Origin of the sequence: Deinococcus humi, from assembly GCF_014201875.1 — a bacterium.
GTDB lineage: Bacteria > Deinococcota > Deinococci > Deinococcales > Deinococcaceae > Deinococcus > Deinococcus humi.
This window is the reverse complement of record NZ_JACHFL010000008.1, coordinates 125,056-147,909: the sequence shown is the minus strand read 5'-3', so window position 1 is coordinate 147,909 and position 22,854 is coordinate 125,056. Positions and strand designations below refer to the sequence as shown.

The window sequence follows — 22,854 nt, the reverse complement described above, 5'->3', positions numbered from 1 at the left end:
GACCGCTCGTAGGAATTCTCCGCCCTGGCCAGGACACATTTTTGTTGTCCAGAGATGTTCTTGAGGGCGTTTCTTCGCCCCTTTGGGCCGTGTGACTTGTGACTGACTGCTTGTTCAGTGCCCTGGAGCAGGCGGCGTAGAGCGGGGCGGGACGCAGAAGGTTCGGGCCTCGGCTCTCATCCCAGTCTTCTTCTCAGCGGATGTAACGCCGCCCGGTGTATTCGGTAAACACCCCTATGCCGTAGCTGACCTTGCGGACGCTGTCCAGCACGGGTTTGCCGTTCCAGGCCAGTCCGGTGGAACTGCCGCCGTCCAGCAGCAGGGCCTCTTTGACCCCCAGTCGGGCCATGACCTTGGCCATCTCAGTGGTGGTCAGGCGCGCCCTGGTGCTGACCATCACCAGATCGCGGTTGCTGATCAGCCCTATGGCGCTGCGGGCGGCGCGGCCAAACAGGGCCGGATCGCGGAACGCGCTGTTGTACTGGCGCTGCACCCGCCCGTTCTTCAGAATCCGTGGCCCGGTGGCGATCACGGTCTCCATGCCGTGCCATGCGCTATCCAGCGGCACGCGCAGCAGACCCGTGGTGCTGGGGCGAATGGCGGCGCGGTTGTCGGGGGTGATGGCCAGCGCCTGCGGGATGCGGCCCCAGGTCAGCATACGCCCCTGCATCACGATGTCCCCGGCGGGAGCGTAGCTGTGAGGGTGGAAGTAAGAGCCGTTGATGATCGCCTGCGCGCCGCTGGAGCGGGCCAGTTGGCTGACTCGCGCGCCGGAACCAAACCTCAGGCTGCCGCCGGGCAGCACAGGCGCGATCAGCACGTTGCGGTAGCGCAGATCCACGTTGATGATCTGCACCGGAATATTCAGTGGCCGCAGCTGCTTGTGGCTGGCCGCCCTCCCCTGCGGCTGGGGAGGAATCGGCACCGGAACGTGCGACGGAACCAGGACTTTCATGCCCGGCATAATGTATCTGTAGCTGGACAGCCCGTTCAACCGGCGCAGTTGATCCACGCTGATGCGGTACTTGTGGGCGATTTTGGCTGCCGTCTCTCCGGCATGGACATGGACATAGGTGTATAGCGTCCGCACTTCGGTGGTGGGGCGGGGGGGAGGGGCCGCGCCGCGCGCCGGAATCTTTAGACGCTGCCCCGGCGTGATCAGCGTGCCACTGATGTGGTTGGCGGCCTGGAGCGCGCCGACGCTGACCCCATATTTCGCGGCAATCTTGCTCAGGAAGTCGCCGCGCTGGACGGTGTAGGTCACGGCGGTCGGTCTGGTGACCGGCACGCGGATAGGAGGCATGGGAATGACCGCCGCCCTGCTCAGTTTCAGCACCTGCCCCACCCGGATGGTGTTGCTCTTCAGGCCGTTGGCCGCCTTGAGCTGAGCCACGCTGAGCCCGGCGCGCGTGGCCAGCTTGTACAGGGTGTCGCCGGAACGCACGGTGACGGTACGGGACGGCGAAATGTTGGTGGCCGAGAAGGCTGACCCAGTCAGTAGCAGAAAAATGAAGAAGAGATGACGGAGCGGCATGGACGTTCCAGATGAACACACTGGCGTGGTCAGCGGATGAGCACAGCTAAGTGTGAGGGCTGGTTCGGCTTTAAAACGAAACGGCTTCGACGCCCATGCCGTCGCGCCTGAATTGCGCGAACAGGCTACTAGGGGCTTTCCTATTGGGCACCTGGACCGTTGTGCGCTGATTGAACGGCCGCTGTGGCGCTCGCACTTCGCCGTCTACACAGCCCCAGTGTCTTAAGAGCCTGGAGTGCTCCCCGGCAATACAGCCACCCTTCCGATCATGTAGGCGACGCCATACAAGAACAGGGTGACGACAGGCAGGAACTTCAGGCCCGTGCGGTGCTCGATCATTCGCCCCCGCACCAGAACCTCAATCACGTACAGGCTGAGCAGCGCGAAGGCCGAGTACATCCAGTGTTCCAGGTCACGGCTGGAGTCGTAAGGCAGGCCGTATTTGGTCAGGCCGCCGCCCACGTTGACTGCGCTGGGCACCTTCGCGCCGCCCAGGGCCAGGATCACACCCGTCGCCACCGGAATGAGCGTCAGCACCCAGACCACACGCAACCACACCAGAAACGAGCGGCTGACCATGCCCTTGAGCGCCGGGGCGATGCTCCAGACCAGCAGGATCAGCGTGGACAGGGCGTAGGGTGTGGGAAACAGCAGGGCCAGCGACGAGCCGAACTGGTAGCCGTGAATGGCGCGGAGCAGTTCCATATAGGCAGCAGCGTAGCGCGGCGGCGGCGCGCAGGACTGCAAGGGGACACCAGCTCTGGCTGGGACCGGTGTGGGCCGGTCCTCAGGCCCCTTCGGGCAGGTCAACCAACGTCAGATCCGGAAGGTAGCTGCCGGGCTGTAACGGGGCGGTCTCGCCGCTGCGGCGCAGGCGCAGGCCGATGGGCACCTCCACCAGCAGGACGTTGGGGCCGCTGAGGGTCACCTTGAGGCCGCCCAGCACAGGGGCGCCGAAGGCGGCCCCCAGATCGCTCTGCCCTGCGGGCAGGGTGACTGTGTGCTGGCCGTAGGGGCCAGCTGCCCGCACGTTGGCGGCGTCGTGGCGCAGGGTCAGGGGCAGCCCCAGGCCGGCCAGGGCGCCCAACGGGAGATGGGGCGCGCGGCCTGCCCGCGCCACGGCGACGCCCAGCAGCGCGCCGGGGCGCACCACATCCCCCGCCTCCACCAGCCGCGCGCCCTGGCTGACCTCCAGGTCGACGGGCACCCGCAGAATCTTGAGGCCGTCGCGGTGCTGCTCGGCCCGTAGACCGCTCAGGTGCGGCACGCGGGCCAGCTGCCCCAGATCGAAGGGACCGCCCAGCGGGATGGGCACGGGGGTCACCTCGCCACCAGCGGCCACCAGTGACAGGACACGGCCCACCCCGTACTCGATGCCCTCCACGGCTGGCGGCTCGTCGTGGGGGGGCGGCGGCCTCAGGCGGGCACCTCCGGCCGCCCCACGGCGTGGCCTCTGCCTGCCGGCCCCTGGCACCTTCCCAGTGCGTTTCCGCCGTACCACCAGCCAGGCGAGGATGACTGCCCCCGCCGCGAGGGCCAGCCCCAGCGCCCACGGCCACGCCGACACCCCTCCCGACGTGGCCCCCCGCCCAGCCGGCGCTGCTCGCGTCGGTTGCGCCTTCGCAGCTTCCGTTTCCGCTGGCAGGAGTCTGACAGGAACGGCGGCATACGGGGTCCGGCCTCCCGCGCGCCCCTGAACGGCAGGAAGCATCACCTCCTCCGCCCCACCGGATAGCGCCAGCAGCGGCGTGACGGTCTGCCCAGGGTCCAGGGAGCGGTTGGTGAAGTGGATGGAGAATTCCCGCGCGCCGGGCAGGTGCGACACCACGGCTCCCAGTCCCGGCGGAAGACCGTCCACCTTGAGATCGTCCAGCTTCAGGCCAGGGATGGCGCGGTAGCGCAGCACGGTTTGCTCGCCCCAGGCCAGCGCCCGGTCCGCGCCGGGATTCAACAGGGTCACGGGGGACTGCAGCTTCAGGCGCAGCAGCAGGCGCTGGGGCCGGGGGGCCACGCTGCCGGGCGCCGCCGCTGTGGCCGGCGCACACAGCGCCGCCGCCGAGCCGTACGGAACGTCACCACTCTGTCTCAACTGCACCTGACCGTTCGTGACCACGTTCTCGGCCAGTTGCAGGGTTCGGGCGTCCGGAGTCGCCAGCGCCACCCGTGTGCCATCGGCCAGGGGAACAAGCAACGCCCCCTCGCTGTTCACCCGCAGCAGGCCGGTGCCTAGGCCGGGACCGTCCAACTGCGGCACCTGGCCCAGCGGCACGGTCAGGCCGTCGGCATAGTCGCTGTCGATCAGCGCCTGCCGGGCGTCGGCAGGAATACGGGTCCCCAGCGCCACGTAATGCAGGCGGTCGAAGGGGCCCCGCGTGCCAAAAGCCGCCAGCGCCTGGGCCGCCGTGAAGGGACGCACATCGTCGTTGTCGATGCCATCGGTCAGCACGAAAACGGTGGTCACGTACTGCGCGCTCCCGGTCAGGGGCTCAAGGGCGGCGCGCAGGCTGCGGTACAGGTAGGTGTTGTTGCCGTCCGCGCTGAGGGCCTGAAGCGCAGAGTTCCATTGCACTGTTCCAGCCGGCCGGTCAAACCCTTTGCGGGTTCGCAGCCCGGCGTCGAAGGTCAACAGTTCCACCCGGTCAGGCCGCGTGGTGCGCACGTAGCGGTTCAGCTCGGTCCGGACCCCATCGAAGATATTGGCCTGTCCGTCGCCGATGCCTCGCATGCTGCCACTGGTGTCCAGCACGAACACCGCCCGTGTGCGTGTGGGGAGTGGGCCAGCTGGCAGGACGCAGGTGGCCGGAGCTTGGGCAGGCGACGGCTTCGGCGGTGTCGCCCCAGCCGCCGTGTCGAGAACGGCCAGACTGAGGCTCAGCGTGAGGGTGCGGAGGATGGCGGACTGCATCTCCGCCCATTGTGCCCTGAGATTGCGCTTTGGAGCCTGATCTAAGACGGCGGTGGCGCAGCGGGCAGATTCCTGGCCGACAGCGGGGAGGGCTGGGGCCTGTGGCCGAGTGTTCCCCGCACTCGTCCTATGCCAGTTGCGCTTTCAGGAATTCCATCAGGCCTTTGATGTAATCGCGGTCGAAGCGGAACTCCACCCCCGCCGCGCGGTACAGCTCCGGCACGCCCGCCGCGTTGCCCAGGCGCAGCGCCGCCTTGTAACGTTCCAGCGCCGCCGCCGGGTCGGTTCTGGCTTCACGCCAGATGCCCACCGCCGCCAGGTAACACATCGCGTACTCGATGTAGTAGAAGGGCACCTGGAAAATATGGTAGTACTGCCAGCTCTTGGCCCGAATGCCCTCGTCGATGCCCTCCCAGTCGACGAATGGGTGAAACGTCCTGTCCAGTTCCAGCCATTTGGCATCCAGCGCGGCGATGTCTACATCCTCGGGGGCCTCGGCGTACAGCCAGTGCTGGAAAGCGTCCATCTGCGCCGCCCACGGCAGAAAGGTCACCACTCCCTGAAGCTGGTTGCGGCGGTAACGGGCCAGTTCCTCACCGTTAAACACATGATCCAGATGGTCCAGGGTCAGGAATTCCATCGCCATGCTGGGAATCTCCACGAACTCGATGGGACTCCAGCGGTTCCACAGCAGCGGCTGGGCATCACCGCTGTAAAAGCCGTGGAAGGCGTGCCCCACCTCGTGAAACAGCACCCGCAGGTCCTCGGCACTACCCACCACATTCATCAGCACGAAGGGCTCATTGTTTACCGGGAAATACTGGCAGTAGGCATGCGTCATCTTGCCGGGGCGCGATTCCAGGTCCAGCAGCCCGCTGGCCCGCATCTGCCCAAAACGGGCGGCCAGATCGGCGTCCAGGCCTGCGAAGGCCGTCTGTGCCAGCGTCTGCAATTGGTCGCCCGTCGTGAACGGCTTCAGCGACTCCCGACCCGAGGGGTCCAGCAGATTGTTGCGGTTGTAGTCCCAGGGACGCACGCGGTCCAACCCCAGTTCCAGCGCGATCCCCCGCACGAGTTCGCCGGCCAGCGGCACGGCCTCCTCCCGCACGGCGTCGTGGAAGGCCTGGCAGTCGGCGGGGGTGTAGTCCAGGCGGTCGAGCTGCTTCCAGCGGAAGTCGCGGTAATTGGCCTCGTCGGCGTTGCGGGCCAGCTGCTGGCGGGTGCGGATCAGGTCCAGCATCACGGCGTCGAGCTGGGGCGCGGCCTCCATGTTGCTGACCGTCAGTGCCCACCACGCGTCCTTGCGCGCCGCCCGGTCCGGGCTATCCAGCTGCTGCCTGGCCTGGGGGATGGTCAGGGTCAGCCCATTGAGCGTGACCTTCTGATTGCCGGTGATCACCGAATGGCGGTTTTTCTGCTGCTCGTGCGTGACTTCCAGATCCACGTTGGCCTCGCGGAACAGCGCGGCGGCGTCGCGGAAACGGCGGTAGTTCAGGGCGAAGTCTGGCGCAGGTGTGTAGTCCGGCACGGCCAGCAACTTCTCGGTCAGCGCCTGACCCATCCGGGCAGCCGGGGGGATCACCCCGGCAACGAAGGCCTGGGAGCGCCCCTGCGCCGCCTCGTCGTCGGTGTGGAGATCCGCGTGGGTGGACAGCTTGGCCCCGGTCTCGCCCAGCTCAGCGTTCAGAGCGCTCCAGCGAGACAACCATGCCGGGACGTCCGCCGCCGTCAATCCAGTGTCCAGCAGGGCCTCGTAGCGTGGGCGGTACGCTTCCCAACTCGCGGCGCTTTCGGGAACCTGCAATTTGCTCTCAACCCGGTCCGATGATGCGGTCATGCCGGGGAGTCTAATACCTGTCAGGCAGCGCGCCACTGTCCGCCTAGGCGGGGCGGCGCAGGCCCATGGACCTTGCCCTCACTCCGGAGAGTCAGTGCTGCGTTTGCCTGCCGGTCCCTTGCCGTCGTTCTCGGAAGCACGCCGCAGTTCACCCACGGGCACATTCATCAACATGCCCTGATCACTGTAGACATCCACGGTTCCGGCCAGCGGGTGCAGTTTGGTCACCTTGCCGCACGCGCCGGTGCCCGTGTGGCAGACCTTGGCGTTCTTGCGTGGCAGGTCGCGCAGCAGTTCCTGGTACTGAGTATGTTCGAACTGCAGGCAACACAGTAGCCGGCCGCACGGCCCAGACAGTTTTTCCGGGTTCAGCGGGAGCTGCTGGTCACGTGCCATGCGGATGCTGACTGGGGCGAAGTCCTGCAGGTGGGTGCTGGAGCAGTTTCCCCGCCCGCACGCGCCCAGGGCGCCGATCATCTGCGCCTGCTCGCGCGGGCCGATGGCCGCGAAGTTCACGCGGGCCGTGGTGTGTTCGCGCACCTCGCCGATCAGGCCGGTCAATTCGATGCGTTCGTCGGCGCTGTAGCTGACGGTGACCAGGCTCTCGTCCAGCGTGAATTCCACTGCAACCAGCTTGACGGCCAGTCCACGCTCACGCGCGCGCGCGCGCAGCAGCCACTTCAGATCCTCACCGGTGCGGTGCAACTCTTCCCAGCGATCCAGATCCTCCGGCGTAGCCGCGCGCAGCACCGCTCCGTACCGCTCATTGTTCTTCGCCTGCCCGGGTTCGCCGCGCACGGTGGCGACTTCCGGCCCACGCTTGCCCTGCACGACCACCCGCGTGCCCACGGGAAAGGTTTCCTCGCTGAGCATGGGATGGAGGCGTGGACTGCGCTCGAACCGGACGGGAAGGACGACCATTGGGCGCAGCATGGCACGCCGGGGACCTCTGCGTCGGGAGTTGAGGCACAAACGAGGGGGACCTTTGGTGCTCCGTCGATCAGGCTCGGAAAAGCGACGCCCTGAGTGCCAGGAGACAGAAGGCCAAAGTCAGGGCGCCGCTTTTCCGGGCGGTTGAGGCTTCAGTGCAACTCGGCCAGCACCTCAATCTCCACCCGCACGTCGCGTGGAAGGCGGGCCACCTGCACGGTGCTGCGGGCCGGGGCCGGGGCGGGAAAGTGACGTTCGTAAACGGCGTTCATGTCGGCGAACTCATTCATGTCGGCCAGAAACACGGTCGTCTTGACCACGCGGTCCAGATCGGTGCCCGCTGCGCCCAGGACGGCGCGCAGGTTCTGCATGACCTGTTCGGTCTGCTCGGTGATTCCGCCCTCTACCAGCTGACCGTCCGGCGTCAGTGGAATCTGGCCGCTGGTGACCACCAGATTGCCGAAAACAATAGCCTGGCTATAGGGGCCGATGGCGGCGGGGGCGTCGGCGGTCTGTACCTTGTCTTTCATGCCCAGAGCATACCTGCCCACAGATCAGGGAGCCGCACATCATCAGGTTCTTCCACGGTCCTGTCTGGTGCCGGCTTTCAGCACTCGCCCGGTCCGGCCTGCCTCATCCGCATTCGGAGCAGGAGTGAGCTGCGGGGCGGTGGCAGTTGACGTCAGGCGCGGCCCAGCCATCGCCAGAATGGCGCTCGGCGCAGTCAGCGGTCTGTTGGCGCGGCGCACCAGACCCAGTCGCTGGAACAGCAGAATGCCCACCAGCAGGGCGGTGCCGAGGACACCCAGTGCCGGACGATGGGCGGGCATCAGCATGACGCCCAGCAGCGTGAGGTAGGCGATCAGCAGCAGCAGGTAGGTGATCAAGCTGCTGCCCCGCTGCGTGCCGAGCAGCACGTCCACGTAATCTGGCCCTCCGTGTTGGGCGGAGGGCAGATCGTAGGCGGGTAGCTTCAGGTCCTGATGGACATCGATCACCAGGACCGTAATGTTGTCCGGACCGCCCGCGTCGTTGGCGGCGTCGACCAGGCAGCGGGCCGTGGCATCCGGGTCCAGGGGGCGGGCCAGCAGTTTCAGCAGCTCTATGTCCTTGATCACGCTGCTCAGCCCGTCGCTGCATAGCAGCACCCGGTCTCCGGCCCGGAGCCGCAGGCCGAACAGTTCCAGCCGCACGCGCTCCTCGCCGCCCAGCGCGTTGCTGACCACGCTGCGCCACTGATGCTCCCTGGCCTCTTCCTCGGTCAGGTGGCCCAGCCGGACCTGCTCGCTGACCCAGGAGTGGTCCTCGGTCAGGCGGAACAGTTCGCCGTCGCGCAGCAGATAGGCGCGGGAATCGCCCACATGGGCGATCAGCAGCGCGCCGCGGTCGATCAGCGCGGCAATCAGGGTGGTGCCCATGCCCACGTATTCGCCCACGGCATGCCGCAAAACCGCGACATTGGCGTCCTGCACAGCCTCGGCCAGCCGCATGGGCGGCGGGGACCGCCGGGTCAGATAGTGCTGGCTCAGGGCGTCCAGTGCCAGGTTGGCAGCCAGCTCTCCTGCTGCGTGTCCCCCCATCCCGTCGGCCACCGCGAACAGGCCGCCATGCGGCAGGTTGAGCGCCAGGGCGGCGTCCTGATTCACGCCGCCCTGGCGCTGACGACCCACGTCCGTCAGCAGGCCAAATGACCAATTCGGCGCTCCCGCAGCCTGCATGCTCACACTATATGTCAGCCGCACTTACGCAACTCTATAAAACATCTCATCTTTGATCGGGGACGCCAGGCTACAGGTGTACAGGATGGTGGCCTCAAATTTATCGACTGACACGTAGAAAAGGTCCAAATGCTGCTCTGGAACCTATGACAGTGGGTAAAGGTAAAGGACAGACGCGCCAGCATAGGGGCGGAGTATCGGTGGGTGAGGATTGCAGCAGGCGAGAGGACGACGATCCATCGTCTCGCTGCACCGATCCAAAGCGACCACAGTATGGAGCCCAGAGACAGTTGATAACCCAGCGCCAACTATTTCAACATTGCTGGAGATGCCGTTTCCGTGCGTGCCCCCGCTACACTGACGCGGTATGTCGCTCCCGTCCACTGACCCGCCGTCTGCCGCCGAACTCGTCCGTGCGGTACAGGCCCGTGAAACCACGCCCGCCACTCTGCTGGATGCAGCCCGTGCCCGCGCCGGGGCGGTGAACGATCTGAACGCGCTGATCAGCCTGAACGATCAGGCCGGGGAGCAGGCGGCAGCGGTGCAGGCTCGTCTGGATGGGGGTGAGGTTCTTCCTCTGGCCGGGTTGCCGGTCATCATCAAGGACAACCTCAACCTGACGGGCACGCGCACCACCTGCGGAAGCCGGATGTTGGAACACTATGTCAGTCCGTACACCGCCACCGCGGTGCAACGCCTCCTCTCGGCGGGCGCGGTGGTGGTGGGCAAGGCCAACATGGATGAATTTGCCATGGGCAGCTCTGGCGAGAGCAGCGCTTATGGTCCAACTCTGAATCCCTGGGACAGGGCGCGGGTCACAGGGGGCACCAGCAGCGGCAGCGCGGCGGTGGTGGCGGCGGGCCTGACCTCCGTCAGTCTGGGCAGCGATACGGGTGGCTCGGTACGTCAGCCGGCTGCGCTGTGCGGCGTGTACGGCCTGAAACCCACCTACGGGCGGGTCAGCCGCTACGGTCTGGTGGCCCATGCCAGCAGCCTGGATCAGATTGGCCCCCTGACCCGCCGCGCCGCCGATCTGGCGCTGATCATGAACGTCATCGCCGGACATGACTCGCGCGACGCCACCAGCGTGGACGCGCCGCCCGCCTTCGCTGCTGGGACCCCTGAAGCCCTACGCGGTCTGCGTGTGGGCGTGATCACGGAAAGTCTGGGTGGCAACACGGCAGGGGTCAGCGCCGTCCTGAACACCACACTGGACGCCCTGCGCGGTGCGGGCGCCAGCGTGGGTGAGGTCAGCCTGCCCGCCCTGAAGCACGCCATCGCCACCTATTACCTGATCTCCATGCCCGAGGCCAGCAGCAACCTGGCCCGCTACGACGGCATGGTCTATGGCACCCGGGAACCGGGCGGCGACGTGCTGGGCAGCATGACCCGAACCCGTGAGCGCGGCTTTGGGCGCGAAGTCCAGCGCCGGATCATGATCGGCACCTACGCTCTGAGCAGCGGCTACTACGATGCCTATTACAGCAAGGCCACTCGCGTGCGAAGGTTGATTGCCAATGAGTTCAGCGCCGCCTTCGGACAATTCGATGTCCTAGTCACACCCACCAGCCCTTTTCCAGCCTTCCGCCTGGGCGAGAAGATGGACGATCCGTTGACCATGTACGCCGCCGACGTGGACACTGTGGCCGTCAATCTTGCGGGCCTGCCTGCCCTGAGCGTCCCCGCCGGGTTTGAGGAGGTGGACGGCAAGCGTTTGCCCGTGGGCATTCAATTGATTGCCCCCGCATTGCAAGACGAGTTGCTGGTCAGGATTGCGGGCGGATTGGAAGGTATCGGAGCGGTGCGGGCGGAACTGGCACCGGCCCATTAGGGCTGAGGGCAAGCTGCCCTGTCACGCCCAGGCCCGCACCACCTTCAACCGCTCGCCGTCACCGTCCACCACGGCCACCAGCTCGCCGCCCAGGGTCACCACATGCCGTCCCACTTCGGGACGCTGGGGGCGCTTGCCCTGGCGCAGTTCCCGGGCGAGCTGCCCGTCGGCCTCAATGTGTGGAAAGTCCAGCGCGTCCAGGTCACTCAGGCCGAAAGCCGTTTCCAGGTCCTCCAGCCGGACCGCGTCGGCGAGGCTGTAACGGCCCACGCGCGTCCGCACCAGCCCCGACAGGTGGGCAGGCAAACCCAGGGCTGCGCCCACATCCCGCGCCAGCGAGCGCAGATAGGTGCCGCTGCCTACACTGGCGCGCAGGAGCAGGGTGGGAAACTCTCCGAGCGCCTCCGGCAGGGTGAAGATCAGCCCCGTCTCGGCGGGATTCCAGCCCTGCGGATCAAAGGTCCGTGGCGCAGCCTGGACGCAGGGGTAAACACCTAGCAACTCCAGCGAGTGAATCGTCACGTCGCGTGCGGGCAACGCCAGCTCACCCCCGGCCCGTGCCACCGCGTAGGCCCGCTGCCCGCCCACCTGGATGGCGCTGTACTGGGGGGGAACCTGTTTCTGGGGGCCAGTGAATTGGCTCAGCACGCCCCGGATTTCGTTGGCGTCCAGTGCTGTAACCTCCACCGTTTCGTTCAATGGGCCCTCGGCGTCCAGCGTCGGCGTGCCCGCGCCCAGACTGATCCAGGCCAGGTAGTCCTTGCTGTCAGCCTCCATGAACTGCACCACCTTGGTGCTGTCGTCCACGGCCAGCACCAGCACTCCCGTCGCCAGCGGGTCCAGGGTGCCGGTGTGGCCCACCCGTTTGGTCTTGCGGGCACGGCGGGCGCGGTTCACCACGTCGTGCGAGGTCAGATGCAGCGGTTTGTCGACGGCAATCACGGGCATGCGGCAGATGGTAGAGCGTGGGAATGAGTGGGACTACGCTGCCCATTTCTTGCGCCGCCATCGGCTGACCATCGGTTGGTACCGTGCCGGAGTCCGGCTTGCCCTCCACACCCTCCCAGGTTCCGGCGGAGGGATGGGTGTATGGGCCGCTCCCGGGCTTGTCGCAGCGTTCCAGTTGAATCTCTGTCGCACTCGCGGTTCATCTGGCCCAGGAGCGCCTCATGCGTCTATGGCGCGAAATCGGACTGGGCAAAGAGTTCCTGCTTGTCACACGTCATGCTGGTACAGAGAAATTTGAGTCCTGGCGCCCCGGCTTCACCGTCCCTGACCCCTTACACTACCGGGCGTGCTGCGTGCCTCGTTCTGGTTGACCGCCCTGCTGTTCATTCCGCTGGGGCTGCTGTTGTACTTTCTGCCGTCCTCGCTGGCGGGGACACTGGGCGTTTCACCGTTGTGGCTGCCGCGTGTGTCGGGCGGGTTGGTGCTGGCCTGGGGCGCCTTTCAGGTGGCCGCAGGCTTTGGGCCGGACCGGGTCAAAGTCGGTGGGCTGGTGGGGGGCAACCTGCTGACCGTGGCGGCGCTGCTCCCCGCTGCCCTCCGCAGCGACGCTCTGCCCCCAGCTGTCAAGACGTTGATGCTGGTGTTGTCGGGCATCTTGTTGCTGCTGGCGGTGGCTGCCATTCTCTCGGCCCCCTCCCGACTCCGCGCGCCCGTTAAGGTGGAGCAATGAGCGCCGAGAGACTGCAAAAGCGGCTGGCCCGCGCCGGGGTGGCCTCGCGCCGCGCCGCAGAGGAGCTGATCAGGGCGGGGCGGGTTCAGGTCAACGGTGTGGTGGCTTCCCTGGGCCAGACGGTCACGGATGCCGACGACATTCGGCTCGATGGGCAGTTGCTGGATACGGGGGCGGTGCAAAAAATCACCTACGCCCTGTACAAGCCGCGCGGCTACGTGACCACTGCCAGCGACGAGTACGGGCGGAAGAACGTGCTCGACGCCATGCCGAACGTTCCCGGCCTGCATCCCATCGGGCGGCTGGACCGGGATTCCGAGGGGCTGCTGCTGCTGACCACCGACGGCGGCCTCACGCTGACCCTAACCCACCCGCGCTACGGCCACGAAAAGGCCTACCGCGCATGGACGCATGGCGACGCGCCGCCGACGCAGGCTGAGTTGGATCAACTGCTGAAAGGTGTGATGCTGGAAGACGGTCTGGCCACTGCGATTAGCGCCACGCCTGCGACTGACGGCGCATTTATCACGCTGGGCGAGGGGCGCAAGCGTCAGGTGCGCCGCATGCTGGAGGCTATCGGCCACCCGGTGGGCCGCCTGATGCGCTACCGCGTGGGTGGGTACTGGCTCGGCAATCTGGATGTGGGCGAATACGCTGAGCTGAACGAACGTGACCTGCATGGGCTGCTGAATCCGGACACCATTCCGGCACAGATCTGGGAGGCCAAGTGGGACCTGATGGAGCGGCGCTGGGGGTAGAGGTAGAGGCCGACATCGTTAGTGGCGCCCGCAGACGCTCTTGGCGGATCAGGGGGCCCCGTCTGGGCTAGCTTCACGGGTGGGGATCGGTTGTTCACACCTGTCTCTGGAGGCCGGACGAAAGTGGTGCAGATGCCTAGAGGACTTCGCCCCGCGCGTTAGACTGTCCTGAACGCTTTTCTCAACGCCGCCTCGCCTTTTGCCGCCTTGGAGGTGGACGCCATGACGACCCTTGAAGCCCTGATGAATGCACCTGCTCCTGCCTCAGCCTGGGTGCTGGAGCGCGACTGTCAGGAGACCGGGCTGGAGCCGCAGGATATCCGCGATGAGATGGCACGGCGCATCCGCGAAATGCGCGACAGCATTGAGCGCGGGCTGAACAGCAGTGCCAAAAGCATCACCGGCATGGTGGGCTGGAACGCTAAGGGCCTATGGGAAGCGCCGGACGCCCTGAATGCTCCCCTGATCCGTCGCGTGCAGGCTTACGCTATGGCCGTCAACGAGGAGAATGCGCGCATGGGCCGCATTGTCGCCGCGCCCACGGCGGGCAGTGCGGGGACCATTCCCGGCGCGCTCCTGGGCGTGGCCGACCACCTGGGCATCTCCGACGACAGACTGGTCGATCCCATGATTCTGGCCGCTGGCGTGGGCAAGGCTATCAGCAAGCGGATGTTCATTTCCGGCGCGGCGGGCGGCTGTCAGGCCGAGATCGGCTCCAGTGCCGCCATGGCTGCTGCCGCTGTTGTCGAATTGCTGGGAGGCACGCCCCGCGCCGCCGTTCAGGCGGCCAGCATGGCCCTGATGAACACCATTGGTCTGGTCTGTGATCCGGTGGGCGGCTACGTGGAGGTGCCCTGCGTCAGCCGAAATGCCTTCTACGCCGTCCATGCCGTCAGCGCGGCGCAGCTGGCGTTGGCGCAACTGGAATCGTTTATTCCCCCTGACGAGGTCCTGGGGGCCATGGCCTCTGTAGGCCGCATGATGCCCGCCGAACTGCGCGAAACGGCAGAAGGGGGGCTGGCACAGACACCCACCGGGCTGGCCGTGACAGCAAGAATGGAGGGGAAGAGCGAAGAGGGCGGAACGGGGATGATCGAATTGCCGATGGCCTGACAGTGACCTCACATCTGGCCCTTTCCCTACGGAGAGAGCTTTTCTATTTCGAGAATCGGAAGGGCCAGCGCACCTCCGAGGTGTCGCGTGCTATGTCGCCTGGACCATCGGGTCAACGGCTGAGGAATAAGAAAACGCCGCTCCGGAGATCTCCGGAGCGGCGCTACTGTTAGAAAGCTTATGCAGCGGCGATAGTCGCTAGAGCCTTCTCGTTCTTCAGGGTGATCTTGCCGTAACCCGCGCTGATCACGCCCTCGCGGCTCAGCTCGCCCACCACCTTGGTGACGGTCTCGCGCACGCTGCCGACAGCGGCGGCCAGTTCGTCATGGGTGGCGTAGATCATGGTCTCGCCGTTCTCCGTCTGGGTGGCCAGGGCGGTGTCCTTCAGCTCCAGCAGCTCGCCAGCGATCCGGGCGCGCAAGCGCTTGCCCACCAGGCGGTAGATGCTCTCGTAAGCGCGTTCCAGCGTCTTGACCAGATGGGTGGTCACGACCAGGTTATCCTCGGCGCTCATCAAGGCGGGGTTGATCACGTCAATGCTGCTGTCAGTCACCGCCTCTGCGAAGTATGCCCGGTTCACGCCGGCCAGAGCTTCCTCGCCGAAGTACTCACCAGGTTTGACGTAGCGCAGGGTCAGGCCGTTGCCGTCATCGTCCATGGTATGGACGCGCACCAGCCCACTAGCAACGCGGTACAGCATGTCGCTCTTGCCGGGATACAGGATCACAGCGCCGGGGCGGTAGGTCACAGTGTCGACGAAGGTGCGGGCAGCGGAGTTCAGTTGGGTCTGGGTCATTGTGGTCGCCTCCTGAGGCGGTCTGGGGAGATAGGGAGGTCGGGGCCATTCCCGACGTGCTTACAGTGTAACCTATCTCTACAATTTTGTAAACACTTTTGTTTCTTTAAACAGCATTTAGCTGACAAACACTGCCGTGGACCTGATCTCTGGAAGACTCGCTCTGAACGCCAAAACCACCGATCGCAGTCCTCTATGAACTCTCACTCCCAGTTCATCTGCGGTTTTTCTTTGGAAATTAAAGAAGTCCGCTAGGTGGCGTACTTACGTGACCTGAACGAATCTTTACTCACCATAATCAGGAGCTGGTAGTGAAGACAGCGCCCGAAGCCTGTGCTCCGGACGCCTGTTCTATTCCTTCTCTGTAAATTGGGAGTTAACTCTCAAGGTCAAACGGTTGTCGAATCAGACCTCGTCCTCGCGGCGGATCGGGAAGGCGCTAATCACGCTGTCCTTGTCGCCGATGTTGATGACCTTGACACCCTGGGCGTTGCGTCCGGTGACGCGCACTTCTTCCACACGGGTGCGGATGACTGTGCCCTTCTCGGTCAGGACCATCAGCTCCTCGTCGCCCGCAACGCGCGCCAGCGTGACCAGCCGGCCAGTCTTATCGGTCACGTCCAGCGTGATCACGCCCATGCCGCCGCGTCCCTTGGCCGGGTAGTCGCCCACCGGGGTCCGCTTGCCCAGACCGCACTCGCTGACGGAGAGCAGTTCGCTGGTGTCGTCACCGCCCGGAACGAGGGCCATGCTGACCACCGCGTCGTCCTCGCCCTCGCGCAGGCGGATGCCAATCACGCCCTGAGTGGCGCGTCCGGTGTCACGGACTTCAGCGCTCTGGAAGCGCATGGCCTTGCCGTTGCGCGTCGCCAGCACCACGTGATCGTCGTCCTGCACAATACCCACGCCAATCAACTCGTCGTCGCTCTGGAGGTTGATGGCGATTAGTCCCGCAGAGGTAATATTGCCGTAGTCGGTGATCATGGTCTTCTTGACCACGCCCTTGCGGGTGGCGAAGATAAAGCAGCCTCTCTCCTCAAAGCTCTTCACGCTCAGCACGCTGGCGATGTTCTCGTCGTCGCGCAGGCCGGGCAGCAGGTTGCGGATGTGCGTGCCCTTGGCGTCGCGCCCCGCTTCCGGCAGGTCGTAGATCTTCTCGTGGAAAACGCGGCCCTGGTCGGTGAAGAACAGCAGGAAGTCGTGCGTGCTGCCCACAAAGACCCGGGTGTTGATGTCCTCCTCGCGGAGCTTGCCGCCGGAGGACCCACGCCCGCCGCGCTTCTGCTCACGGTATGAGGTCAGATTGGTGCGCTTCAGGTAGCCGGCCTTGGTCATGGTGATCACCATGTCCTCGACGGCGATCAGGTCTTCCTTGGAGATGTCGTCTTCCAGGATGGAGATGGTGCTGCGCCGCTCGTCGCCGTAACGGTCACGGACGTCGCGAATTTCCTTCTTGATTTCACGCCACAGCAGTTTCTCGTCACCCAGGATGGAGCGCAGGCGCGCGATGGTCACGCTCAGCTCGTCATACTCGGCCTGGATCTTCTCGCGTTCCAGCCCCACTAGGCGCTGCAGGCGCATATCCAGAATCGCCTGCGCCTGGATCTCAGACAGCGTGAAGCGTTGCATCAGGGCGTCACGCGCCTCGGCGCTGGTGTTGCTGGCGCGGATGCGGGCAATCACTTCATCAATGTCGTCCAGCGCCTTGAGCAGCCCTTCCAGGATGTGAGCGCGTTCCTCGGCCTTCTTCAGGTCGTAGGCGGTGCGGCGCGTCACCACGTCCTGACGGTGGGTCAGGAAGTAGCGCATGGTGTCCACCAGCGGCAGCACGCGCGGCTCGCCATTCACGATGCTCAGGTTGATGACCGTGAACGTGCCCTGGAGTTGGGTGTATTTGTAAAGCTGATTGAGCACCAGGGTGGGAATCGCGCCGCGCTTGAGTTCCACCACGATCCGCACCGGGTCCTTGCGGTCCGATTCGTCGCGCAGGGCGGAAATATCGGGAATCTTGCCCGCCTTGTACATTGCCGAGATGGTCTGGATCAGGTTGGTCTTGTTCACCTGATACGGAATCTCGGAAATGATGATCTGGTTGCGCCCGTTCTTTTCCTCGATACGGGCCTTGCCGCGCACCTTCAGCCCGGCGTGTCCAGTGGCGTAGGCCTCACGGATGCCCGTCTTGCTGATGCGGCCCCCGGTGGGGAAGTCAGGACCCTGAACGTGTTCCATCATCTCGTCCAGGGTGATCTCCGGCTTGTCGATCATCGCCAGCAGGCCGTTGCTGATCTCGGTCAGGTTGTGGGGCGGGATGTTGGTGGCCATGCCTACGGCAATGCCGGTGGCGCCGTTAATCAGCAGATTGGGCACTGCCGAGGGCAGCACGCTGGGTTCGACGGTGGTTTCGTCGTAGTTGGGCTTGTTGTCCACCGTCTCTTTTTCGAGGTCCGCCAAGACTTCCTCGGCCACCTTGGTCATGCGGGCCTCGGTGTAGCGCATGGCGGCAGGCGGGTCACCGTCAATGCTGCCGAAGTTGCCCTGTGGATGGACCAGAGGGTAGCGGATGTTCCACCACTGACCGAGGCGCACCATCGCATCATAGATGCTGGAGTCGCCGTGTGGGTGGTACTTCTTCATGACCTCGCCCACCACAGAAGCGGACTTGGCGTGCTTCTGGTTGGAGTACAGGCCCTCGAGCATCATGGCGTACATGATCCGTCGCTGCACCGGCTTGAGGCCGTCGCGCACGTCGGGCAACGCACGGTCCACGATCACGTTCATGGCGTAATTGATAAAATTGGTCTTGACTTCGCTGGTGATGTCAACAGGATGAATTCCAGTCATGTGGCTCCAGTCGGGGCGGGTTCAAACCGCCCGGCAATGTAGGGGGTGATGGAGGCCTGGCGCGGCTGCCAGGAGTGAAACGATTCTAGCACATTATGTCATATGCGTAATGAAAATCGCTCCACCGAAGGGCTTCCCTCAATGCCCTTATTGTACCCGAAAATGTCGGCAAAGACGGTGATTCGCCTTGCTGCAGACGTATCGGGCACCCAGACATTCCCTGCTCACGTCCCCGTTTCCGGAATGCCACTGACCTTCGCCGGTGCATCTCTGTCTGGCAAGCAACCTGAACTTTTCCGCGGCCCGTCCTTTCAGGGCTGGGGGGTTGCGAATGTGCTTACTCGTGTGAACCCACCGAAGGCATACCTCACGGACCCACTTCTTCAGACCTGACGTTTCTCACTTTTGAGGCGGATCTTGTGCATGATTTGAAAGGGAAAATTTCTATCATGGGCGCAGAATGCTTGCTCACCTCACCCAACTGGTCAAAGACGTGGACGGCGCGTGGGCCGCGGCCATCGGTGGGCTTGACGGCCTGCTGATCGAGGGCCACGCCATCACCGACACGGACCTCAACCTCCTGATCGCCGAACACGCCGGACTGCTTCAGGCGTCCGCAAACGCCTACATGCAGACCCTGAATGCCGGACAACCCCGCGAGATGTACCTGCGCGGCGAACGCCTGAGCGTGTACCTGCAGCCCATCCGCACCGACTACTTTCTGCTGCTTGCCCTGGACGCCCGCAGCAATCTGGGTCAGGCCCGCCTGTATGGTCGTGAGGCTGCCCGCAAGCTGGAGGGGACGCTGTGAAACTTGATGCCCTGACCAACATTCCTGGGGTGATCGCCAGTGCCCTGGTCGGTCCTGATGGCCTGTCCATCGAGTCCAATGGCGACGGCGGCGAGGTGCTGGCCGCCGAACTGGCCTCGCTGCGGACCAGTCTGGACCGCATGGGCCGCCGCCTGGGCTCCGGCGAGGTCACCCGCCTGGGCTTCACCAGTGACCGGATTGAGGTGGTGGCGCTGGCGGTGGGCGACTGGATGATGGGCGCGGCGCTGGTCCGCAGCAGCGACACCCGCAGTGCCCAGCAGGCCCTGGCGAAGCTGGCGCTGGAAGTCGACAGCCTGCCACGCGTGGACCGCTCGTGATCGCCGCGCTGATGGATGTGCGCGGGGTCCGGCATGCCCTGCTGGTTGGCCACACGGGAGAGGTCATTGCCCAGGTGGGCATTGAGGACGGGCAGCTCAACGGCGACGTGGGCTTGGTGGCTGCTGGCCGTGCGGTGATCGGCAGCCTGCAGAGTCAGATGAACAGCGACTCATGGCAGGAGATGGTCCTGGACGTGGACAGCGGCCCGGTGCTGCTGACCCCCCACGGCGATCAGGTGCTGCTGACCGCCTTCGACGACGTGTCCAATCTGGGCCGCGTGCGTTTCGCAGTTAGGAAGTTGCTGGGGCTGGCCTGACCGTGCGCCTATGATCGACTCCGCCAGTTCTGCAAGCCCCGGTCACCCGCTGGGCTTTCGGCTGTGAAATGGCGCTCACAGGTTCCTGCGCGCCTGCTACTCTTTTCCGCATGACCCCCACCCTGATCATCGTGCCTGGCCTGGGCGACAGCGGCCCGCAGCACTGGCAGACGCTGTGGCAGCATAAGTTCGGTGCCGAGCGCGTGCGGCAGGATGATCCAGAAAACCCGGTGCCCGAAGTCTGGGCTGCCCGCTTGCACGAGGTCATTGGGGCCACACCGGGGGAACTCGTGCTGGTGGCGCACTCGGCAGGGGTGGCGACGGTGGCCCACTGGGCGCGCCTGTCCGGCGGGGAGGACCGGGACCGGGTGCGTGGGGCGTTGCTGGTGGCCCCCGCCGATCCGGAGCAAGCGGGCATGGCCGAGCTGCATCCCGAACTTCTGGCGCTGGCCCCGCTCCCCCTGGAAGAGCTGCCCTTCCCTGCGCTGCTCGTCTATAGCGAGAACGATCCGTACTGCACCCCGGAACGCGCTGAGCTCCTGGCCGAGGCCTGGGGCGCTGCCGCCGTCTCTGCGGGTGAGTCGGGGCACCTCAACGTGGACAGCGGACACGGCGACTGGCCGGACGGCGAGATTCTGCTCAGCGAGGCCCTGCACGCCTGGACCCCGCCCGCTGTCGTCCGGTTCTGATCTGATTCCCAGGACCAGAAAAAGCCACCCGCAACTGGGGTGGCTTTCGCTTGAATGTGGACTTCAGTTGGCGCTGACGACGTTGCCGCTGGCCGCCTGCCCAGCGGTGCCGATGTGCTTGTCCAGCAGGGTTTCAAAGGCCCGCTTGGGCTGCGCGCCCACCACGCCCTCCACCGGCTGGCCGTCCTTGAACAGGATCAGCGTGGGAATGCTCATCACACGGTACTGGCCCTGGGTCACGGGGTTCTCGTCCACGTTGACCTTGCCGATCTTGACGCGGCCCTCGTACTGTCCGGCCAGTTCCTCGATCACGGGGGCGATGATACGGCAGGGGCCACACCAGGGGGCCCAGAAATCCACCAGGGTCAGTCCGCTGGCGATTTCGTTATTAAAGTTAGAGTCGGTCAGTTCCAAAGGCTTCATGAGGAAAACTATACGCCTCCTGACGTCAAGATGGATTTGTCGGGCATGGGCAGGTGCTAAGGCGTTATTCATTCGTGGTGGCGCGGCCCACGTTCAGGCACGCTAGGGTAGGGCATGTTCTCAGCCGCCGATCAGCAGGCGTTCGAGGAAGGTGCGGCCCTGTTCAACCAGGGCCGGTGGTGGCACGCCCACGAGGCCTGGGAGGGGCCGTGGCTGACGGCAGCGGGCCAGGATCGCGCCTTCCTACAGGCCCTGATTCTGCTGGCGGCGGCCCTGCACCGGCGCTGGCACTACGGCAGCCTGACCCACCGCAACTTTCACAAGGCCGTGAAGTATCTCGATACCCTGCCCGATGAATACGGCGGCGTTCAGCTGGACCGGCTGCGCGCCGAGGTCTGGGACGCCCTGCATACCCCGGACGTCCTGCCCCAGCTTCCACGCGTCCCTTGAAAACCCTGCTGGTTGGATGTTGTTCATTGAGAGCGGCGCTCCAGGTCCGCTATCCTGCCACGATCCGGTGGCAACAGCGCCGGGCGGCAGCACACCATGGATCGGGAGAAATGATGATGGAACAGACACCACGAATTGCACTTTTTATTGATGGAGCCAATGTTTACGCGGCGGCCAAGCGGCTGGGCTGGAATTTCGACCACCGCAAGATTCTGGACCATTTCGCCGCGCATGGCACCCTCTACAACGCTTTTTATTACACCGCGGTGCCCATGCCCACCGACGATAAGCAGCGCCGCTTCACCGATGCGCTGACCTACATGGGCTACACCGTCCGCACCCGTCCGCTGCGCGAGAGCACCGACGAGCACGGTGATTCCTCCCGCCGCGCCAGCCTGGACATCGAGATCGTCACCGACTTGCTGACCACCACAGAGCTTTACGACACCGCCGTGCTGCTGACCGGCGACGGGGATTTCGAGCGCCCGGTGGAGGTGCTGCGCGCGCGCGGCAAGCGGGTGATCGTCGCCAGTATTCCCGAGATGACCAGTTACGAGCTCCGCAACGCCGCCGACCTGTACGTGGACCTGGGTGACCTGCGCTCCCAGATCGAGCGCCCCGGCTACCGCCTGCCCAGCGAGCAGCGCGGACCGGAAACCAGGGCGGCCGAAACCCGTCCCTTCTATCTGACCGCCGCGCTGGCCGACCACGATGAGCGCTGAGACTCGTTCCCCCATTGCCAGCCTGCCCATCGCGCTGGATGCGGCGGGCGGGGACAGCGGCGCGGCGCCAAACGTGGAAGGCGCGGTTCGGGCGGCGCGGGCCGGGGTCAGCGTCCTGCTGGTGGGCGAACGCGTCGCCTTGCACGCCGAGCTGGGCAAGTTTCAGGGCAGCGCGGCCCTGCCGATTGAGATTGTGGACGCCAGTGACGTGATTGGCATGGACGAGCATGCCAGTGACGTGAGGAGCCGCACCGGCGCCAGCATCAACGTGTGCACTCGGCTGGTCAAGGAGGGTCAGGCGGCCGCCGCCGTCAGCATGGGCCACAGCGGCGCGACGATGGCCTCGGCGCTGCTGACCTTCGGGCGGATCAGGGGGGTCGAGCGTCCGGCCATCCTGACCCACCTGCCTGCTCGCGGCGGCATGACCACGCTGCTGGACGCGGGAGCCAACGCGGACGTCAAGGCCAGCTACTTTGCCCAGTGGGCCAGGCTGGCCACCGTATACCTGAAGGTGCTGGAAGACCAGGAAAACCCCACAGTGGGCCTGCTATCCATCGGCGAGGAGGATCACAAGGGCAGCGCGCTGGTGCTCGAGGCGCACGCTCTGCTGCGCGGGCTGCACGGCCAGGGGATCAATTTCCACGGCAATGTGGAGGGCCGCGACATCTTCCTGGGCACCACCGATATCGTCGTCACCGATGGCTTTACCGGCAACGTGGTGCTCAAGCTGGCTGAGGGCGAGGCCAAGGTGATGTTCGGCTGGATCAAGGACGCCCTCAACAGCGGCCTGAAGAGCAGGCTGGGCGGCCTGCTGGCGCGCGGTTCGCTCCGCGGCCTGGCCGAGCGCATGGACCCCAGCACCTACGGGGCCAGCATCCTGATCGGCGTGAAGGGACTGGCCTTTATCGGTCACGGCAGCGCCGATGCCACCGCCGTCAAGAATGCCCTGCTGCGCGCCGCCCGCGCCTATGAGGGCAGGCTGCTGCCGCGCCTGGAAGCGGCTTTCGGGGAGCAGGGGATCTCAGCCCCCGTGGCCAGGTAAGACGGCGACGCGCGCTGGCTCATCTCCGGGAGCACCCATTTCACGTCTGCGTCGGTATATTCCCCCTGTTTCTAAGGGGTTTACCTAGCCACACTGCCTTGCTCTTCGGTGCCCACCCGCT

The 22,854-nt window shown here is 65.3% G+C and carries 22 protein-coding genes; 11 read left to right on the top strand and 11 right to left on the bottom strand.

The features are described from left to right. Positions 1 to 193: 193 nt before the first annotated feature. The 7 genes from HNQ08_RS15530 to HNQ08_RS15500 form a co-directional block, all read right to left on the bottom strand. Positions 194 to 1,534 (bottom strand): LysM peptidoglycan-binding domain-containing protein, encoded by a 1,341-nt coding sequence (locus HNQ08_RS15530; protein ID WP_184133982.1) that lies wholly within the window; start codon positions 1,532 to 1,534, stop codon positions 194 to 196. A gap of 222 nt (positions 1,535 to 1,756) precedes the next feature. Next, positions 1,757 to 2,239, bottom strand: a complete 483-nt coding sequence (locus HNQ08_RS15525; protein ID WP_184133979.1) for a hypothetical protein — start codon at positions 2,237 to 2,239, stop codon at positions 1,757 to 1,759. An 82-nt stretch (positions 2,240 to 2,321) separates the two neighbouring features. After that, positions 2,322 to 4,439 (bottom strand): vWA domain-containing protein, encoded by a 2,118-nt coding sequence (locus tag HNQ08_RS15520; RefSeq protein ID WP_184133977.1) that lies wholly within the window; start codon positions 4,437 to 4,439, stop codon positions 2,322 to 2,324. Between the two features lie 127 nt (positions 4,440 to 4,566). Then, on the bottom strand, positions 4,567 to 6,276 hold the full coding sequence (locus HNQ08_RS15515) for a M3 family oligoendopeptidase (protein ID WP_184133975.1): 1,710 nt from the start codon (positions 6,274 to 6,276) through the stop codon (positions 4,567 to 4,569). Between the two features lie 78 nt (positions 6,277 to 6,354). Beyond that, positions 6,355 to 7,197 (bottom strand): PSP1 domain-containing protein, encoded by an 843-nt coding sequence (locus HNQ08_RS15510; protein WP_184133972.1) that lies wholly within the window; start codon positions 7,195 to 7,197, stop codon positions 6,355 to 6,357. 161 nt (positions 7,198 to 7,358) lie between these two features. Continuing rightward, entirely contained in the window at positions 7,359 to 7,736 is a 378-nt protein-coding gene (locus HNQ08_RS15505; protein ID WP_184133970.1) for a RidA family protein, read from the bottom strand. Positions 7,737 to 7,778: 42 nt separating this feature from the next. Next, a complete protein-coding gene (locus HNQ08_RS15500) occupies positions 7,779 to 8,924 on the bottom strand; it encodes a PP2C family protein-serine/threonine phosphatase (protein WP_184133968.1) in 1,146 nt (381 codons plus the stop codon). A 367-nt stretch (positions 8,925 to 9,291) separates the two neighbouring features. Here HNQ08_RS15500 and gatA point away from each other — a divergent pair, with 367 nt between their 5' ends. Further along, positions 9,292 to 10,755 (top strand): Asp-tRNA(Asn)/Glu-tRNA(Gln) amidotransferase subunit GatA, encoded by a 1,464-nt coding sequence (gene gatA / locus HNQ08_RS15495; protein ID WP_184133965.1) that lies wholly within the window; start codon positions 9,292 to 9,294, stop codon positions 10,753 to 10,755. Positions 10,756 to 10,776: 21 nt separating this feature from the next. Here the strand turns inward: gatA and truB are convergent, their stop codons facing one another. Then, positions 10,777 to 11,703: a tRNA pseudouridine(55) synthase TruB gene (gene truB, locus HNQ08_RS15490; RefSeq protein WP_184133956.1), complete on the bottom strand. Its 927-nt coding sequence runs from the start codon at positions 11,701 to 11,703 to the stop codon at positions 10,777 to 10,779. 346 nt (positions 11,704 to 12,049) lie between these two features. On the opposite strand from truB, the gene HNQ08_RS15485 reads away from it, so the two are divergent. The 3 genes from HNQ08_RS15485 to sdaAA all read left to right on the top strand — a co-directional run bounded on the left by HNQ08_RS15485 (position 12,050) and on the right by sdaAA (position 14,304). Further along, entirely contained in the window at positions 12,050 to 12,433 is a 384-nt protein-coding gene (locus tag HNQ08_RS15485) for a hypothetical protein (RefSeq protein WP_184133946.1), read from the top strand. Beyond that, positions 12,430 to 13,191, top strand: a complete 762-nt coding sequence (locus HNQ08_RS15480) for a pseudouridine synthase (protein WP_184133943.1) — start codon at positions 12,430 to 12,432, stop codon at positions 13,189 to 13,191. Before HNQ08_RS15485 ends, HNQ08_RS15480 begins: the two co-directional genes overlap by 4 nt. A gap of 222 nt (positions 13,192 to 13,413) precedes the next feature. Beyond that, a complete protein-coding gene (gene sdaAA, locus HNQ08_RS15475; protein WP_184133940.1) occupies positions 13,414 to 14,304 on the top strand; it encodes an L-serine ammonia-lyase, iron-sulfur-dependent, subunit alpha in 891 nt (296 codons plus the stop codon). Positions 14,305 to 14,482: 178 nt separating this feature from the next. On the opposite strand, the gene HNQ08_RS15470 is transcribed toward sdaAA, so the two are convergent. Further along, positions 14,483 to 15,100, bottom strand: a complete 618-nt coding sequence (locus HNQ08_RS15470) for a helix-turn-helix domain-containing protein (RefSeq protein WP_184133938.1) — start codon at positions 15,098 to 15,100, stop codon at positions 14,483 to 14,485. 405 nt (positions 15,101 to 15,505) lie between these two features. Then, positions 15,506 to 17,941: a DNA gyrase subunit A gene (gyrA, locus tag HNQ08_RS15465; RefSeq protein ID WP_184133935.1), complete on the bottom strand. Its 2,436-nt coding sequence runs from the start codon at positions 17,939 to 17,941 to the stop codon at positions 15,506 to 15,508. Between the two features lie 460 nt (positions 17,942 to 18,401). On the opposite strand from gyrA, the gene HNQ08_RS15460 reads away from it, so the two are divergent. The 4 genes from HNQ08_RS15460 (at position 18,402) to HNQ08_RS15445 (ending at position 20,096) form a co-directional block, all read left to right on the top strand. Beyond that, the gene (locus HNQ08_RS15460) at positions 18,402 to 18,752 is read left to right on the top strand and encodes a roadblock/LC7 domain-containing protein (protein ID WP_184133933.1); all 351 of its coding nucleotides are present in this window, start codon (positions 18,402 to 18,404) and stop codon (positions 18,750 to 18,752) included. Then, positions 18,749 to 19,090, top strand: coding sequence for a roadblock/LC7 domain-containing protein (locus HNQ08_RS15455; protein WP_184133931.1), 342 nt, complete (start codon positions 18,749 to 18,751; stop codon positions 19,088 to 19,090). Before HNQ08_RS15460 ends, HNQ08_RS15455 begins: the two co-directional genes overlap by 4 nt. Continuing rightward, positions 19,087 to 19,407 (top strand): roadblock/LC7 domain-containing protein, encoded by a 321-nt coding sequence (locus HNQ08_RS15450; RefSeq protein ID WP_184133929.1) that lies wholly within the window; start codon positions 19,087 to 19,089, stop codon positions 19,405 to 19,407. The genes HNQ08_RS15455 and HNQ08_RS15450 overlap by 4 nt, the downstream gene beginning before the upstream one ends. A gap of 110 nt (positions 19,408 to 19,517) precedes the next feature. After that, on the top strand, positions 19,518 to 20,096 hold the full coding sequence (locus HNQ08_RS15445; protein WP_184133927.1) for an RBBP9/YdeN family alpha/beta hydrolase: 579 nt from the start codon (positions 19,518 to 19,520) through the stop codon (positions 20,094 to 20,096). 63 nt (positions 20,097 to 20,159) lie between these two features. Here the strand turns inward: HNQ08_RS15445 and trxA are convergent, their stop codons facing one another. Continuing rightward, the gene (gene trxA / locus HNQ08_RS15440) at positions 20,160 to 20,519 is read right to left on the bottom strand and encodes a thioredoxin (RefSeq protein WP_184133925.1); all 360 of its coding nucleotides are present in this window, start codon (positions 20,517 to 20,519) and stop codon (positions 20,160 to 20,162) included. Positions 20,520 to 20,633: 114 nt separating this feature from the next. Between trxA and HNQ08_RS15435 the strand changes: the two genes are divergently transcribed. The 3 genes from HNQ08_RS15435 (at position 20,634) to plsX (ending at position 22,733) form a co-directional block, all read left to right on the top strand. Continuing rightward, positions 20,634 to 20,969 (top strand): DUF309 domain-containing protein, encoded by a 336-nt coding sequence (locus HNQ08_RS15435; RefSeq protein WP_184133923.1) that lies wholly within the window; start codon positions 20,634 to 20,636, stop codon positions 20,967 to 20,969. A gap of 113 nt (positions 20,970 to 21,082) precedes the next feature. Continuing rightward, positions 21,083 to 21,691, top strand: a complete 609-nt coding sequence (locus tag HNQ08_RS15430) for a LabA-like NYN domain-containing protein (RefSeq protein WP_184133921.1) — start codon at positions 21,083 to 21,085, stop codon at positions 21,689 to 21,691. Then, complete coding sequence (gene plsX / locus HNQ08_RS15425; protein WP_184133919.1) at positions 21,681 to 22,733, top strand: phosphate acyltransferase PlsX; 1,053 nt, start codon at positions 21,681 to 21,683, stop codon at positions 22,731 to 22,733. Before HNQ08_RS15430 ends, plsX begins: the two co-directional genes overlap by 11 nt. Positions 22,734 to 22,854 lie beyond the last annotated feature (121 nt).

What these genes read in the sequence shown, in the direction of transcription:
- HNQ08_RS15480 (WP_184133943.1), top strand. Translation starts at nt 12,430, where the DNA reads ATGAGCGCCGAGAGACTGCAAAAGCGGCTGGCCCGCGCCGGGGTGGCC.
- HNQ08_RS15435 (WP_184133923.1), top strand. Translation starts at nt 20,634, where the DNA reads ATGTTCTCAGCCGCCGATCAGCAGGCGTTCGAGGAAGGTGCGGCCCTG.
- truB (WP_184133956.1), bottom strand. Translation starts at nt 11,703, where the DNA reads ATGCCCGTGATTGCCGTCGACAAACCGCTGCATCTGACCTCGCACGAC.
- HNQ08_RS15430 (WP_184133921.1), top strand. Translation starts at nt 21,083, where the DNA reads ATGATGGAACAGACACCACGAATTGCACTTTTTATTGATGGAGCCAAT.
- HNQ08_RS15500 (WP_184133968.1), bottom strand. Translation starts at nt 8,924, where the DNA reads ATGCAGGCTGCGGGAGCGCCGAATTGGTCATTTGGCCTGCTGACGGAC.
- sdaAA (WP_184133940.1), top strand. Translation starts at nt 13,414, where the DNA reads ATGACGACCCTTGAAGCCCTGATGAATGCACCTGCTCCTGCCTCAGCC.
- HNQ08_RS15530 (WP_184133982.1), bottom strand. Translation starts at nt 1,534, where the DNA reads ATGCCGCTCCGTCATCTCTTCTTCATTTTTCTGCTACTGACTGGGTCA.
- HNQ08_RS15510 (WP_184133972.1), bottom strand. Translation starts at nt 7,197, where the DNA reads ATGGTCGTCCTTCCCGTCCGGTTCGAGCGCAGTCCACGCCTCCATCCC.
- HNQ08_RS15470 (WP_184133938.1), bottom strand. Translation starts at nt 15,100, where the DNA reads ATGACCCAGACCCAACTGAACTCCGCTGCCCGCACCTTCGTCGACACT.
- gatA (WP_184133965.1), top strand. Translation starts at nt 9,292, where the DNA reads ATGTCGCTCCCGTCCACTGACCCGCCGTCTGCCGCCGAACTCGTCCGT.
- gyrA (WP_184133935.1), bottom strand. Translation starts at nt 17,941, where the DNA reads ATGACTGGAATTCATCCTGTTGACATCACCAGCGAAGTCAAGACCAAT.
- HNQ08_RS15520 (WP_184133977.1), bottom strand. Translation starts at nt 4,439, where the DNA reads ATGCAGTCCGCCATCCTCCGCACCCTCACGCTGAGCCTCAGTCTGGCC.
- trxA (WP_184133925.1), bottom strand. Translation starts at nt 20,519, where the DNA reads ATGAAGCCTTTGGAACTGACCGACTCTAACTTTAATAACGAAATCGCC.
- plsX (WP_184133919.1), top strand. Translation starts at nt 21,681, where the DNA reads ATGAGCGCTGAGACTCGTTCCCCCATTGCCAGCCTGCCCATCGCGCTG.
- HNQ08_RS15505 (WP_184133970.1), bottom strand. Translation starts at nt 7,736, where the DNA reads ATGAAAGACAAGGTACAGACCGCCGACGCCCCCGCCGCCATCGGCCCC.
- HNQ08_RS15445 (WP_184133927.1), top strand. Translation starts at nt 19,518, where the DNA reads ATGACCCCCACCCTGATCATCGTGCCTGGCCTGGGCGACAGCGGCCCG.
- HNQ08_RS15515 (WP_184133975.1), bottom strand. Translation starts at nt 6,276, where the DNA reads ATGACCGCATCATCGGACCGGGTTGAGAGCAAATTGCAGGTTCCCGAA.
- HNQ08_RS15525 (WP_184133979.1), bottom strand. Translation starts at nt 2,239, where the DNA reads ATGGAACTGCTCCGCGCCATTCACGGCTACCAGTTCGGCTCGTCGCTG.
- HNQ08_RS15460 (WP_184133933.1), top strand. Translation starts at nt 18,402, where the DNA reads ATGCTTGCTCACCTCACCCAACTGGTCAAAGACGTGGACGGCGCGTGG.